This is a genomic window from Serratia sp. NFX21 (assembly GCF_048517035.1).
In the GTDB taxonomy this organism is placed as follows: Bacteria; Pseudomonadota; Gammaproteobacteria; order Enterobacterales; family Enterobacteriaceae; genus Serratia; species Serratia quinivorans.
In genome coordinates this window covers 4,016,961-4,032,233 of the sequence record NZ_CP183196.1, presented here as the reverse complement: position 1 = coordinate 4,032,233, position 15,273 = coordinate 4,016,961, and the positions used below count along the sequence as shown (strand labels likewise).

Sequence of the window (15,273 nt, the reverse complement as noted above, 5' to 3'; positions counted from 1 at the left end):
GTAACACGATTTTAAGTGATCTTTATCACGTTTTTACCGGCGATGATCCGCTGAGATAGGCGTCAGTCCTATCCAAATGACATCGCCGGGGAACGTTATGAACAATTTATTTTCACTGGATAACAAAAAAATACTGATTACCGGCGCTTCTCGCGGCATTGGTTTTTTGCTGGCTCGTGGGCTGGCGCAGTATGGCGCCCATATTCTGGTTAATGCCACCACGCAGGAAAACGCCCAGCGCGCCGTTGAAACACTGCGACGTGAAGGTTTTCGCGCCGATGCTGCGGCTTTTGACGTCACCGATTCGCAGGCTATCCATGCCGCCATTGAACGGATTGAGGCGGAAAGTGGCGGCATTGACGTGCTGATCAATAACGCCGGGATCCAGCGGCGTCATCCCTTTACCGAGTTCCCGGAAAAAGACTGGGATGACATTATCGCCGTCAACCAGAAGGCGGTATTTATAGTGTCGCAAACCGTAGCTCGCCATATGGTACAACGCCAAAGCGGCAAAATTATCAATATTGGCTCGATGCAGAGCGAACTGGGCCGCGACACTATCACCCCGTATGCCGCCTCCAAGGGCGCGGTAAAAATGCTGACGCGGGGCATGTGCGTTGAACTGGCGCGTTACAACATTCAGGTCAATGGCATCGCGCCGGGCTACTTCAAAACCGAAATGACTCAGGTGCTGGTGGACAACCCGGAGTTTACCGCCTGGCTGACCAAGCGCACCCCGGCCGCCCGCTGGGGTGACCCGCAAGAGCTGATTGGTGCGGCGGTGTTCCTGTCGTCCCAGGCTTCCGATTTTGTTAATGGTCAGCTGCTGTTTGTCGATGGCGGCATGTCCGCGGCGGTATAGCCGCTTGCCCAGGAGAAATCATGATGAGAATTCAAACCCAATCCTGCGTGGTGAACGGCAAATATGACGTGGCGGTGGTGGAGCAGGAAGTGGATTATCAGGGGATCGGTACACTGGTGAAAATCACCCGTGGCGGTATCTGCGGTTCCGACCTGCATTATTACCAGGAAGGCAAAGTCGGCAGTTTCCAGGTGCGTCAGCCGATGGTGCTCGGCCATGAGGTGATCGGTGAAGTGGTGGCCAGTGATACTGCCCGCCTGCCGGTGGGGCAGAAAGTGGCGTTAAACCCCAGCAAGCCCTGTGGGCAGTGCAAGTATTGTCTGGCAAGTCAGCAAAACCAGTGTACTCAGATGCGTTTCTTCGGCAGCGCGATGTATTTCCCGCATGTTGACGGTGCCTTCACCCAGTACAAAGTGGTCGATAGCGCGCAGTGTATTGCCTTTGACGCCGATCGTGATGAAAAGGTGATGGTGTTTGCCGAACCGCTGGCGGTGGCGATACACGCGGCGAAGCAGCCCGGCGAAGTGACAGGGAAAAAGGTGTTTGTCTCCGGCGTTGGCCCAATTGGCTGCCTGCTGGTGGCGGCATTGAAGGCGCTGGGCGCCGGCGAAATTGTATGTGCCGATCTCAGCCCACGTTGCCTGGATATTGCCCAGAAAATGGGGGCAACCCGTTGTCTGCATGCCGGCAATGACGACTTTAGCCTCTATCAGCAGGAAAAGGGGTACTTTGATATCGCTTTTGAAGTCTCTGGCCATCCGTCGTCGTTGCAGCGCTGCCTGGAAGTCACCCGGGCCAAAGGCACGGTAGTACAGGTAGGGATGGGGGGCAGTTTCCCGGATTTCCCGCTGATGTTGCTGATCGCCAAAGAGTTAAACCTGCTGGGTTCGTTCCGTTTTGTTGAAGAATTTGATTTGGCGGTAGCCTGGTTGGCCGAGGGGACAGTCAATCCATTGCCGCTGCTGTCTGCCGAGTTTGATAACCAGCAACTGGCGCAGGCGTTGGCCTTTGCCGGTGACAAGAGTCAGGCAGCCAAAGTACAGCTGGTGTTCTGATTTTAGCCAATAGTCTGATGGCGAAGAGCGGCGATCCTTGTCTATAGTTAAGGACCGTATCATTTTTAATCACGGAGAACTTAACATGGCGAGAAATACGGATAGGGATCAAACCACGCTCGATGACGATCTTAGAATGCTGAGCGACACGCTGGAAGAAGTGTTGAGATACTCTGGCGATCGCGCCGATCAGGCCTATATCGACATCAAGTCACATGCCGAAGAGGCATTGAGCGAGGTTAAGTCGCGACTGGCTGATACTACCGAGTCCTACTATGCGCGAGCCAAGGACGCGGTTTGCCGCACCGACGGTTACGTGCGTGAAAATCCATGGCACAGCGTGGGGATTGGTGCGACGGTCGGTCTGGTACTGGGCTTGCTGCTGTCACGTAAATAAGCTCCCTGGAAGTTGGGCGCGGCCACCGCCGCGCCCCGATGTTTATTGCCCCAGCGTCACCTCTACCTGATGGTTTTTGCCATCGTCTACCAGCGTTATCACCGCCTCCGGCTGTATTTCACCGTCGACAGTTACCTGTGCCGCCCCCTGACCCTGACGAACGGTCAATTGATACTCGCTGCCGCCTTCCCGATAGTTAAGCGTCACCTGTGGCCAGTCCGCCGGCAGACGGGTGTTGACGGTCAGCCGATCCCCATGGCGTTTCAGCCCCAGCAGTGACTCGACGATCAACCGGTACATCCAGCCGGCAGATCCGGTATACCAACTCCAGCCGCCGCGGCCAACATGGGGTGCTACCGCGTAAATATCGGCGGTAACCACGTAAGGCTCGACCTTGTAGCGTTCGGCTGCGGTGCTGTCCAGGCTGTGGTTGATCGGGTTGATCAGTGCCATCAACTCCCAGGCGCGTTCAATATTGCCCATTTCGGCAAAGGCCATCACGGCCCATACCGCGCCGTGGGTATACTGGCCGCCGTTCTCGCGCACGCCGGGCAGATAGCCGCGGATATAGCCCGGATTCGGGCCGTTGCCGTCAAACGGCGGCGTCAGCAGTTTGATCAGTCCGGCCTGGTCGTCGACCAGATGTTTATCCAGCGATTGCATCGCCTGCAGGCTGCGTGGCTCATCACCGGCTCCGGACAGCACCGACCAACTCTGGGCGATGGCATCGATGCGGCACTCTGTCGATTCATGGGAACCCAGCGGTTCCCCGCTGTCGAAATAGCCCCGGCGATACCACTCGCCATCCCAGGCGTGATCGCGCAGGTTATCGCGCAGGGTGGCGGCTTGTTGACGGCACTGCGCGGCCAGTTCGGCGTCGTTACGACGCTGCGCCAGTGCGCCGTAGCGCTGCAAAATATGGAACAGGAAGAAGCCGAGCCACACGCTCTCGCCGCGGCCCTCCAGACCCACCATATTCATACCGTCGTTCCAGTCACCGGCCCCCATCAGCGGCAGGCCATGCTCACCAAAGGTCAGCCCGTGTTTCAACGCCCGCACGCCATGTTGGTACAGCGTCTCCTGTATCGCACTAGGCGCCGGTTGTTCGTAAGAGGATTCCTCGCCCGGCGCCAGTTTGCGCGCCTCCAGATAGCCCACTTGTTCCTCCAAAATGGCTTGATCGTCGGTGGCGTCCAGGTAGTGGCAAATCGCCAGCGGCAACCACAGATAGTCATCCGAACAGCGCGTGCGTACGCCATTGCCCTGCGGCGGATGCCACCAGTGCTGTACGTCGCCTTCGACAAACTGGCGTGAGGCGCACAGCAGGATCTGTTCCCGCAGGCGCTCAGGCGCGGCATGGGTCAGCGCCAGCGTATCCTGCAATTGATCGCGGAAGCCAAAGGCCCCGCCGGATTGATAGTAACCGCTGCGTGCCTGAATGCGGCACGAGAGGGTCTGGTACAGCAACCAGCCGTTGGCCAGCAGGTTGACGGCCGGCTGTGGCGTGGTTATTTGCACCTTGTTGAGAATAGCGTCCCAATGTGCCGCGACCTGCTGCAGTTCATCCTGCAGGCTGTCTTCCCGCAGGTATTTTTGCAACAGCGCTTCGGCCTCATCGGCGTTTTGTCCAAGGCCCAGAGCGAAGACAAAGCTGCGCTGATCGCCATCGATCAGACTGATGGCCGACTGGACCGCACCGCAGGGATCCATGCCCGCGCCGGTCTTGCCGGACAGCCGCCGCAGCTTCAGCACTGCCGGACTGGTCAGCGATCCGTTGCGGCCAACGAATTCACGCCGATCGCCACTGACAGAACAGTGCGCACCGGTCACGCCGAAGAAAGCCGTTCGTTCCGAACCACTGCCGCCGTAATGGTTGGTGGCCAGGATGCCGCAGCCGCTATCGAGCGTAGCCTCCTGGGTGACGATGTGCATAGCCGATTTTTGCCGCAGATCGCCGAGGATAAATTCCACGTAGCCGGTGGCCGACAGCTTTCGGGTACGCCCGGAGGTATTGGTCAGCGTCAGCAGGAACAGTTTTACCGGCGCTTCTTTGGCCACCAGCACGGTGAGCTGGCTGTCGATGCCGCTTTCGCGGTGATCGAACACGCTATAGCCGAAACCGTGACGGGTCAGATAGTGACCACGGCCGCGGGCAGGCAGCGGTGTCGGTGACCAGAAATGTCCATTCTCTTCATCGCGCAGATAGAAGGCTTCCCCACTGCGGTCACAGACTGGATCGTTATCCCACGGCGTCAGGCGGTATTCATGGGCGTTTTCGTACCAGGTGTAGGCCTGGCCGCTTTCCGAGATCACCGAGCCGAACATCGGGTTGGCGATCACGTTTGACCAGGGCGCAGGGGTGATCTTGCTTTCATTCATCGCAATGACATATTCGCGACCATCCTCCGAGAAACCGCCGAGGCCGTTATAGAACTGCAGCGCGTCGATGGCGGGCAGCTGCGGTGAATGCAGGTTGCGCGGCAGATTATCCACCGTTGCCAGTTTCGACGAGGCGGTGACCGGCGACAGCGGTTGCTGCAGGACCTGCGGCAGTTGCAGGCGCTGGTTGAGCTGTTCGGTCAGGCCACCGCGTCGATCGTCGAGATAAATTCGTGCCACGCTAAGCAGTAGCCGGTGATCTTCCGGTGACATATGCTCGCTGGTGCGCACGAAGATGCCGCCGGGCTTATCGGTCTGGGTGGATTCCATACCGGCGGCGATCAGGCTCATGATCTGATTTTGCAGCTCCTGGCGGTAGCCGCCGACGTCTTCGTTGAGGATCACCAGATCCACCTGCAGGCCTTTCAGACGCCAGTAGTTGTGCGCCTGGATCAGTTGCTGCACCAGTTCGATATTTTCACCGTCGGTGACGGTCAGCAGGACAATAGGCAGATCGCCGGAGATCGAATGTCCCCACAGCCCTGACTGGCCGCGTCGGTTCTGGATGATTTCGTTGCTGGCGGCGCGCATTTCCTGCGCCGGGAACACCACCGCGCTGGCCAGGCGGTTGAACAGATTGGCGTCCTCCTCATTGGCGTTGAGTTGGCGCAGCACCACCTGGCTGTGCGACCAGGCCAGTTCAAACACGCGATCCGCCAGATGACGGTCGCGGTATTTCTCCAGCATTGCCAGGCTGCTGACGCGGTCTTCACAGACGCCATAGAAAATATCCAGCGTCAGCGGTACGTTCGGTTCCAATACCACGCGCTGGCGAATAGCGATGATCGGGTCAATGACCGGACCGGCGCTGTTGCTCAGCGGCGCATTTTGATACAGCGCCTGCGGGTTGGCCGGGGTACGGCCACGGCCGATAAACCTGGCGCGATCGGTTTCAAACGACGTTTGGCTGGAACGCCCCTGTACCGTCATCATGTGTAGTAGCCACGGGCATTTCTCCTGGGGTTCGCGCGGGCGACGGTGGCACAAAATAGCCTCCTGATCCGGCAGCAGTTCGGTCTGTACGAACAGATTGCTGAAGGCCGGGTGAGCCAGATCGTTACCGGCGGGTGCCAGCACCACTTCCGCATAGCTGGTGATTTCGATAGTGCGCGGCTGTTTCCCGCGGTTTACCAGCGTCACACGGCGTAGCTCGATATCGTCTTCCGGTGACACCACGATCTGCGTTTTGACCGACAGCGACCCCTGTTGGCGCTGGAACTCGGCACCGGCATCATTGAACACGGCGCTGTAGCCCTTGGCAGCCCCGCCGATCGGTTGCCAGGTATTACTCCATACCTCACCGGTTTGCGGATCGCGCAGGTAGCAGAAGGCGCCCCAGTTATCGCAGGTCGCATCTTCGCGCCAGCGGGTTAGCGCCAGGTTTTGCCAGCGGCTGTAGCTGCCGCCTGCCTGGGTCAGCATCAGGTGATAATTGACGTTGGACAGCAACTGCACTTCCGGGATCGGCGTGTCCACCCGGTTAAATTCGCGTGCGGCGAAGCTGGCCGGGGTAATGGTGCCTTCGTGCGTTTCGAAGTGGCGGCGGGTGCTGTAAAGCTCAACGGCATCCGGCACCCGTTCCTGCAACAGCAGCCGCGTCGACTGGAATGCCGGATAGTTGGCGAAGCGCGCCACCATCGGCGCATCCAGCAGCAGGTGCGACAGGGCCAGGAAGCTCATGCCCTGATGGTGCGCCATATAAGAACGGATAATCACGTACAGTTGGCCACGGCTGAGGCGAGCGGTGGTGTAATCCAGCGCTTCGTAGAAACCGTAACGGCCTTTGGCGCCATTTTGTTCCAGCGTGACCAGGTTATTGCAGGCGGCGTCCGGGTCAACAATCAGCGCCATCACCGTAGCGTAAGGCGCAACCACCATATCGTCACCCAGCCCGCGCCTCAGGCCCAGCCCTGGCACGCCAAAGGCGTGGTATTGATAGTTTTGATCGGCATCGAAGCCAAAATAGCCGGATTCGGAAATGCCCCAGGGCACGCCGCGCTCCTTGCCCCAGGCAATCTGTCGCTCCACCGCCGCCCGGCACATTTGCACCAGCAGAGAGTCAGGATAGGCGGGCATCACCAACTGGGGCATCAGGTATTCAAACATCGACCCACTCCACGACATCAATGCCGCTTTATGGTCGATCAGGGTGAACAGGCGGCCAAGCGCAAACCAACTGCGTTGGGGTACCTGGTTAGTGGCGATGGCGACATAGTTGGTCAGACGGATTTCCGACGCCAGCAAATCGTACTTACTGCCGTCCATGCGGTTTTGATCGCAGTTAAAGCCGACGGTCAGTAAATGGGTCGATTCGTCATACAGGAAGTTGAAGTCCATCTGCGCCATTTTTTCCAGCCGCTGCTGCAGGCTGTACAACTGGGTCAGTCGCTCCTGTGCCAGGGCGCTGGCCTCGTCGAACGGGCTTTGTTGCTCTGGCGACAGCCTCAATGTTTCCGGTGGGTTTGCCAGCCAGTGCAGGCTGGGCACCTGCTCCAGTTCGGACAGGCCGTCGCTCAGCCAACCGAACCACAGCGCCCATTCGGCACAAAGCTCGTTGAGCTGTTGATGCAGCGCACCGGCCCAGCGCTTGGTTTCTTCATCGTGATTCAGCGCCGGTTCCTGCAGCCCATTGCTGTAATTTCGCATGGCATTCAGCTCCGCCAGCAGGGCGGCGGGATGGCAGTGGTGCGCCTGCTCAAAATGGTTGCGCAGTTTTGGCAGGTTCTTCGGTGCGGCGTCACCCCAGTGTTGCTCCAGCAGTTGCAGGCTGTCGCCCAGCCCGGTCAGCACCCGTAGCGGATCAATGACCGGCTGGTGGGCCAGAGCAGGCAGGCCGGCGCTGAGCGTCAGCAGATGACCGGCCAGGTTGCCGCTGTCGACGCTGGAGATATAACGTGGGTTCAGCGGCTCCAGCGTGCGAGTGTTGTACCAGTTGTACAGGTGGCCGCGGTAGTGTTCCATGCGATCCAGAGTATTGAGCGTCAACTCGATACGCCGTAGTGCTTCACTGAGCGTCAGATAGCCGAAGTCATAGGCAGTGAGATTCGCCAGCAGCGACAGTCCGATATTGGTCGGTGAAGTGCGGTGCGCGACGACCGGCTCCGGTATTTCCTGGTAGTTATCCGGCGGCAGCCAGTTTTCCTGCTGGTTGACGAAGGTATTGAAGAAATCCCAGGTCTGGCGGCTGGTATGGCGCAGGAAGCGCCGCTGCTCTTCGTTAATGGCAGTCTTGCTGCGCTGCGGTTCGTGGCTGAGATAGCACAGCAGCCAGGGGGCCAGGATCCACAGGGCGGCGAAGGGCAGTGTGATAAGCAGCGCCATCGGGTTATGCAGTACGGTGAAGAACAGTAACGTCAGGCCCGTCACCGGGTTGATCCACATAGCGCGGTAGAAGTTTTCCAGCGTGACCTGTTGGCGGTTTTTGGATTGATCGTAACTGGTCCACTCCTGCAGGTTACGATGAGTGATCAGCAGCCGCCAGAGGGTGACGGCAATCGCTTTCAGGCTGTACAGCGCTTCATGCGGTAGCGTCGCCAACCGCAGCCCAACCTGTGCCAGGCGGTGCAGCGAGCCGTTCAGCGCCAGCCGCAGGTGCTGCAGGAAAGGTCTGCGCGGTGGTTTATGCACAATATCCTGAGCCAGCGCCAGCAGGGTAGGGAGCAGCAGAATAATGGCGAACACTGCCAGCCAATAACGGGTATTCGGCAGCCAGACGAAACCGCAAAACAGCAACAGTAGCAGGCTGGACGCCGTCAGGCTGCGGCGCAGGTTATCGAACAGTTTCCAGCGCGACAGGGTGCTCAGTGGGTTGGCGGTGCGGGTGCCGCCTTCTGTTTTCACCCGTGGCAGCAGCCAGTTGAGCAGTTGCCAGTCCCCACGGATCCAGCGGGTACGGCGCGCGACGTCCACCAGATAGTTGCTGGGATACTGCTCGTACAGCAGCACGTCGCTCAGCAGGCCGGAACGGGCATAACAGCCTTCGAGCAGATCGTGACTCAGTACCAGATTCGGCGGGCAGGTTCCCTTCAGACTGTGCGAGAACACGTCCACGTCGTAGATGCCCTTGCCAATAAACGAGCCTTCGCCAAACAGATCCTGATAGATATCCGAGGCCATTAGCGTATAGGGGTCATTGCCCGGCGTGCTGCTGCACAGTGCGGCATAGCGGCCTTGCCCATAGCTCGGGATCTCTTCGGCCATGCGCGGTTGCAGGATGGCATAACCTTCCACCACCCGCTGTTGACGGGCGTCATACTGCGGCTGGTTGAGCGGATGCGCCATGGCGGCGATTAACTGGTGAGCGCTTTCACGCGGCAGGACGGTATCGCTGTCCAGGGTGATGACGTATTTGACGTTTTTCAGCACCTCCAGCCCGTCGCCAATCTGAGTACAGAAGGCGTTACCGCGGTTGCGCAGCCAGTCGTTCAGCGCGTTCAGTTTGCCGCGTTTACGCTCCAGCCCCATCCACACGCCCTGTTTTTCGTTCCATTCGCGGTTGCGGTGAAACAGGAAAAAGTGGCTGGGGCCTTCGCAAGGATAGCGCCCGTTCAGCGCCTCCATCTGTCGGCTGGCATAGGCCAGCAGTTCGGCATCGTCCGTATGCTGCTGCTGGGGCGCATCGATAAAGTCGGTAAGCAGGGCAAAGTGCAGATGTTTCATCGCGTTGCCCAGGTAACAAACCTCAAGGGCATTGATCAACTTATCAATGCCGCTTTTGCTGTCGATTAACGTCGGTATGGCCACCAGAGTCCGGAATTCGGCGGGAATACCGCAGGAGAAGTCGAGCCTGGGCAACGGCTGCGGCGTGCGGCTGCGGGTGGTGACCTCGCTGAGCAGGTTAAGCACGAATTGACTGATGACGATCGCCATCGGGAAAAACAACAGCGCCAGCCCCCAACTGATGCCGGTACTGTAAGCGTGGCGCAGCAGTTCGGCGCAGCAGGCGGTGGTGATCAGGCTCAGGCTACCGAGCCAGGAAAGCAACGGTGCCTGATTCAACGCATGGCGCAGCCGGGTAATACGGCCCAGGCGTACGTCAAGCTGCTGCTCCAGTTCCGGGCGGCCATCGTCAATCAGGTAGTAACCGATGTGATTGCAACGGGGATCGCTGGACGGAATTTCTGACGCCACGCGCGCCATATTCAGTACCTGTTGGGCAACCTGCACCTCATTGTGCGGGCAGTGCCGCGCCAGCATCTCAATCACGTGGCGATAATTGTCGCGGGTGTTGAAGTGCATCAGAGGGTAAACGCCGGCCGGATCCTCTCGCAGGGTTTGTTCGACCTGACTCATTGTTTCGACAAATTCGGCCCAGTCCATTTCGCTGAGCTGGCGCAGGCCGGAAATGCTGTTGCTGACCGACAGTTGGCTGACGGCGAGCTGTTGGTTAAAACGGTGGATCAATTCATCAGATGTCAGGCTGACCTCGGCCAGACGTTGCTCGACCCAGGTGAGCGGCAGCGCCAGCATGGTGCCGTGCCCTTGCAGGCGACGAACCAGCTCGGCGACAAAGGCGCTGGTGCGTGGGGGATTGGAGCGCGCCATATCGGCAATCACCACGATCAGGTTGGCCGGATCGTTTTCCGCTGACTCCAGCATTTTAGTCACCCAGCTGTCGGCCAGGTTACGTTCTTGCTGGGCCTGGGCCACCTCAATGCTGACGCGCCGCAGGTTTTCGATCAACGCCAGGCGTAGCATGCCGGGCAGCGCCCAAAGCTCGCCCAGCGTCAAATTGACTTCTTTTTGATAGGCGGCGATATAGCGCGTAAGGCTTTCGGCGTCCCAGCGGCCATCTCCGTGTGCAATGGCTTCGGCAGCAATGTCATAGATGCGCGGGCAGTTATGCGGCGCCCCCAGTTGGGGCAGGCCACGGCCGAAGGTTTTCGGCAGATGGTGGCGTACAACGCGGATTTGTTCTTCGATCAGATAGTAGTTGTCCAGCAGCCATTCGCCGGCCGGGGTCATGCTGGCTTTCTTGCCGTTGCTGAGTTGGTGACAGCTTTCAGCCAGAACGCGTTCGTTATCGTCCAGCCGCTTCAGCAAATAGTAGGGAGTTTTGCGTGTCGCCAGCTTGTGGGAGCGCGCCAGACGCTGGCCATAACGCTCCATTTGGTCGACAGAAAACAGCTCGGCCTTGATGGTGCCACCTGTCGGTTCCGGCTCACCTTTGGCACGCCGGACAGGCAACGAATTTACTTTGGTTGTTTTGCGTTTCTTTTTTAACCAATTGATTAGTATTTCTTTCACACAAAAGCTCCTTACATCTGACCCAAAGGACAGCCGGTGAAACCGCTGGGAGATCGTGAATATCCTGTTTTTTGCGCCGGGTATATCTGGCTTGGGTTCACAGCAGGCAGGAACATGCTTTCTCAGTATAGCTGCATAATCCCACGCTGGCCGTTTTTTGAACTAATTGTTTAATTTTAATAAACAATTGGCCGCTACTGACGTTGACTCCCAACGCTATTTTTCCGCCGTTCTGGCTTGATTTGCCGTATAATTCCCTACATTAAGCTTGGTTATTGAGGTGGTCGTGGAACAACTTTCGGGATTGCTGAGGCGGTTACGCCAGCAGCTTGAGCAACATTTGCCTTCTGATGGCGGTTTCCGGCAGTTTGCACTGCCGGTACCGGCGCCGTTGGCCACCCGGTTGCTGGAATGGCTGGCGGTGCAACCGGCATTCCCGCAGTTTTACTGGCGTCATCGCGACGGGCATGAGGAAGCGGCGGTCTGCGGCTCTGTGCGTCAGTTTACCCAGCCACGACAGGCACAGGCGTTTCTCAGGACGCATGAGGGAGCGCGAGTCTGGGGACTGAATGCTTTTGACGGCGTGGCGCATTTATTTTTGCCCCGTCTGGAAATTCTGAGCCGTGACGGTGAAACACAATTAACGCTGAATCTGTTTTCTGAAAGCTCGCTGCGTGAAGATGCGGCGTTTGCCGGCCGCTGGCTGGAGCAGGTATCGGCTGCAAGGCCCATCACGCCATTAAAGGCGCAGGTGGCAAAGGTGCAGCATCGACCGGAACGGGCTGGATGGGAAATCATGCTGCAAGACGCGCTGAAAGCGATAGGCCGGCAACAGATGGAGAAGGTGGTGTTGGCGCGCAGTACGTTACTGACGCTGGATTGTCCGCTGTCTGCACCGGCGATGATGGATGCCAGCCGCAGCGTGAACCACCGATGCTACCACTTTATGCTGCGCTTTGATGCACATTCCGCATTTCTCGGCTCCAGCCCGGAAAGACTGTATCTGCGAAACGGCCGCCATCTGCTGACCGAAGCGCTGGCAGGCACCGTCGCCAATCACCCCGATCGGCTGCAAGCCCAGGCGCTGGCGCAGTGGTTACTGCAGGACGGCAAGAACCAGCATGAGAATCTGCTGGTGGTGGATGATATCTGCCAGCGTCTGCAAGGCGGTGCCGACGCGGTGGATGTGTTGCCGCCCGAAGTGGTGCGCTTGCGTAAGGTGCAGCATTTGCGGCGGCGTATTGAAGGCCGGCTCAACGATAACGACGATGCCGATTGCCTGCAGCGGTTACAGCCCACGGCGGCGGTAGCCGGGTTGCCGCGTCAGGCGGCACGAGAGTTTATTTTGCAACATGAGCCTTTCCCCCGTGGTTGGTATGCCGGATCTGCCGGCTATCTTTCCTCCTCCCGCAGTGAGTTTTGCGTAGCGCTGCGCTGCGCGCAAATTGACGACCAGGAATTACGACTCTATGCCGGTGCCGGCATTGTGGCCGGTTCTGACGCCGAGGCAGAGTGGCAGGAAATCGAAAACAAGGCCGCCGGGCTGCTGACTTTACTGCTGCCAGAGCCATTGCGTTGAATTTCCCTGCTTATGCTCCGGATTTATTGAGCGAATGGCGCGGTGAGTGTAAACTGCTTGTGATTTTTATGTTTATTTTTTGTTCTAAATCAATTAATTGTCTACCATAAAGTCACCGGGATATACGGCGTTTTTGCGCTGGCGCAAAAGTCGTAAAGATAACTACTCATATAATGCAGAACATCATTTTTGGCATGCCGTCGATTGGCGGGCGCCAGGGGACGATTCTGTTAACCGACTTGTGAGCGAATTATGTCGACAAGTGTTTTTAATCGCCGGTGGGCGGCGTTGCTGTTGGAAGCGCTGGCCCGCCATGGAGTGCGACATGTCTGTATCGCTCCGGGATCGCGCTCTACGCCGTTGACGCTGGCCGCGGCGGCCAACAAGTCTTTTATCTGCCATACCCATTTTGATGAGCGCGGGCTGGGCCATTTGGCGCTTGGCCTGGCGAAGGCGTCGCGCGAACCTGTGGCGGTGATCGTCACTTCCGGCACCGCCGCCGCTAACCTTTATCCCTCTTTGATCGAAGCCGGGCTGACCGGTGAACGGCTGGTGTTTCTCACCGCCGACCGGCCGCCTGAACTGATCAACTGCGGTGCCAATCAGGCGATCCGCCAAAACGGCCTGTATGCCAGCCATCCGGCGCTGAGTATTGATCTGCCGCGGCCGACGACGGACATCCCCGCTCGCTGGTTGGTGTCCACCGTCGACAGCGCGATGGCACGCCTGCAGCATGGGGCGTTGCATATTAACTGTCCTTTTGCCGAACCCTTGTACGGCGGTGATGAGCAACAGTATGCCGACTGGTCGGCGACGCTCGGCGACTGGTGGCAAGGCAACCACCCCTGGCTGCGGGAAGTGGATCCGCACCAGGTGCTCAAGCAACCGGACTGGTTCTTCTGGCGGCAAAAGCGCGGCGTGATAGTGGCGGGGCGGATGAGCGCGGAAGAGGGCGAGCAACTGGCCCAATGGGCCGAGATGCTTGGCTGGCCGCTGATTGGTGATGTGCTGTCCCAGACCGGGCAGCCGCTGCCTTGTGCCGATTTATGGCTGGCCCAGCCGCAGGCGCAAAAACGGCTGGCCGAGGCACAATTGGTGGTGCAGTTCGGCAGCAGCCTGACCGGCAAGCGCCTGCTGCAGTGGCAAGAGCAGTGTCAGCCGCAAGAGTATTGGCTAATCGACGATTTACCGGGGCGTCTCGATCCGGCGCACCATCGCGGGCGGCGGATCCGTTCCAGCGTGGCGCAGTGGCTCGAACTGCATCCGGCTCAGCCGCGAACCCCGTGGGCGGATGAGCTGACGATGTTGGCGGACAACGCGCTGGATGCGGTTTCCGGCCATTTGGTTAACCGCTTTGGCGAGGCGCAGTTGGCGCATCGCCTGCCGGAACTGCTGCCGGAAAACGGCCAACTGTTCCTCGGCAACAGCCTGATCGTACGGTTGATTGATGCGTTGACCCGCTTGCCGGCCGGTTACCCGGTATTCAGCAACCGCGGTGCCAGCGGCATCGACGGTCTGATTTCCACTGCCGCAGGCGTACAGCGGGCCACCGCCAAACCGACGCTGGCGGTGGTGGGAGATTTATCGGCACTGTATGACCTGAACGCGCTGGCGCTGCTGCGCCAATGTTCTGCGCCGACGGTGCTGATTGTGGTTAATAATAACGGCGGCCAGATTTTCTCACTGTTGCCGACGCCGGAAGAAGACCGGCAACGGTTCTACTGCATGCCGCAGAACGTAGAGTTCAGCCATGCGGCGGCGATGTTCCAGCTGGCTTATGCCCGCCCGGAAAACTGGGGGCAATTGCTGCAGGCGGTGGAACAGGGCTGGCGTCACGGTGGCGCTACGCTGATTGAGCTGCAGGTGCCGCCGAGCGATGGTGCGCAGACGCTGCAGCATCTGGTGCAACAGATGACGGAGCAATGATGCTGGCGACAAAAGTATTGCAACAGGGCGAAGCCGATCGCCCATGGCTAATCTGGTTACACGGCCTGTTGGGCAATAATAATGAATGGCGAGTGATCGCTTCGCGTTGTCCTGAATGGCCGTCGTTGGCCATAGATCTGCCCGGCCACGGCGATTCCGTTGCGGTCGTCTGCACGAGTTTTGACGATATCAGCGCGCAGATCAGCGCTACTTTGCAGATGCATGGCATCGAACGCTATTGGCTGGTGGGGTATTCGCTGGGCGGACGTATTGCCATGTATCACGCCTGTCACGGTGAACCCCGGGGCCTGCAGGGCGTGATTATCGAAGGTGGCAATCCAGGGCTGGCCGATGCCGCACAGCGCGAACAGCGCTTGGCGCATGATACGGCCTGGGCTGAGCGTTTCCGCCGAGAACCCCTCGCTCAGGTGCTGGCGGACTGGTATCAACAGCCGGTGTTCGCCAATCTCAGTGCGGTGCACCGTGATGCGCTGATCGATGCCCGTTCTGACAACGCTGGCGCGGCAGTGGCGGACATGCTCGAAGCCACTTCGCTGGGCACGCAACCCTGTCTGGCGCCGCAGCTGCAACAACTGGCGGTGCCGCTGGTGGTGTTATGCGGCGCCGACGATCACAAATTTCAGCAGCTGACGCGCGACGCCGGGTTGCCGTTGCGCATCGTGCCGCAGGCCGGGCATAACTCGCACCTGGCCAATCCGCAGGCGTTCGCCGCCGAGCTGCGCAATTTTCTCGTTAACCCTGGTTAAAG

Annotated in this window: 7 protein-coding genes; 6 read left to right on the top strand and 1 reads right to left on the bottom strand. The window is 59.0% G+C overall.

The genetic code is table 11. The features are described from left to right. Positions 1-97 precede the first annotated feature (97 nt). The 3 genes from idnO to elaB all read left to right on the top strand — a co-directional run bounded on the left by idnO (position 98) and on the right by elaB (position 2,314). Positions 98-862, top strand: coding sequence for a gluconate 5-dehydrogenase (gene idnO / locus ACNT1W_RS18860; RefSeq protein ID WP_135345123.1), 765 nt, complete (start codon positions 98-100; stop codon positions 860-862). Between the two features lie 23 nt (positions 863-885). Next, positions 886-1,917: an L-idonate 5-dehydrogenase gene (idnD, locus tag ACNT1W_RS18855; RefSeq protein ID WP_026142459.1), complete on the top strand. Its 1,032-nt coding sequence runs from the start codon at positions 886-888 to the stop codon at positions 1,915-1,917. An 85-nt stretch (positions 1,918-2,002) separates the two neighbouring features. Beyond that, entirely contained in the window at positions 2,003-2,314 is a 312-nt protein-coding gene (gene elaB, locus ACNT1W_RS18850; RefSeq protein ID WP_012146001.1) for a stress response protein ElaB, read from the top strand. 42 nt (positions 2,315-2,356) lie between these two features. Here the strand turns inward: elaB and ACNT1W_RS18845 are convergent, their stop codons facing one another. Further along, positions 2,357-10,999, bottom strand: a complete 8,643-nt coding sequence (locus ACNT1W_RS18845; RefSeq protein ID WP_419246007.1) for a GH36-type glycosyl hydrolase domain-containing protein — start codon at positions 10,997-10,999, stop codon at positions 2,357-2,359. Positions 11,000-11,285: 286 nt separating this feature from the next. Here ACNT1W_RS18845 and menF point away from each other — a divergent pair, with 286 nt between their 5' ends. The 3 genes from menF to menH all read left to right on the top strand — a co-directional run bounded on the left by menF (position 11,286) and on the right by menH (position 15,271). Beyond that, positions 11,286-12,578 carry an isochorismate synthase MenF gene (gene menF, locus ACNT1W_RS18840; protein ID WP_419246006.1) on the top strand — a complete coding sequence of 431 codons (1,293 nt, stop codon included), beginning with the start codon at positions 11,286-11,288 and terminating at the stop codon, positions 12,576-12,578. 252 nt (positions 12,579-12,830) lie between these two features. Then, on the top strand, positions 12,831-14,504 hold the full coding sequence (gene menD / locus ACNT1W_RS18835; protein ID WP_419246005.1) for a 2-succinyl-5-enolpyruvyl-6-hydroxy-3-cyclohexene-1-carboxylic-acid synthase: 1,674 nt from the start codon (positions 12,831-12,833) through the stop codon (positions 14,502-14,504). Beyond that, positions 14,501-15,271, top strand: coding sequence for a 2-succinyl-6-hydroxy-2,4-cyclohexadiene-1-carboxylate synthase (gene menH / locus ACNT1W_RS18830; protein WP_261277578.1), 771 nt, complete (start codon positions 14,501-14,503; stop codon positions 15,269-15,271). Before menD ends, menH begins: the two co-directional genes overlap by 4 nt. Positions 15,272-15,273: the final 2 nt, after the last annotated feature.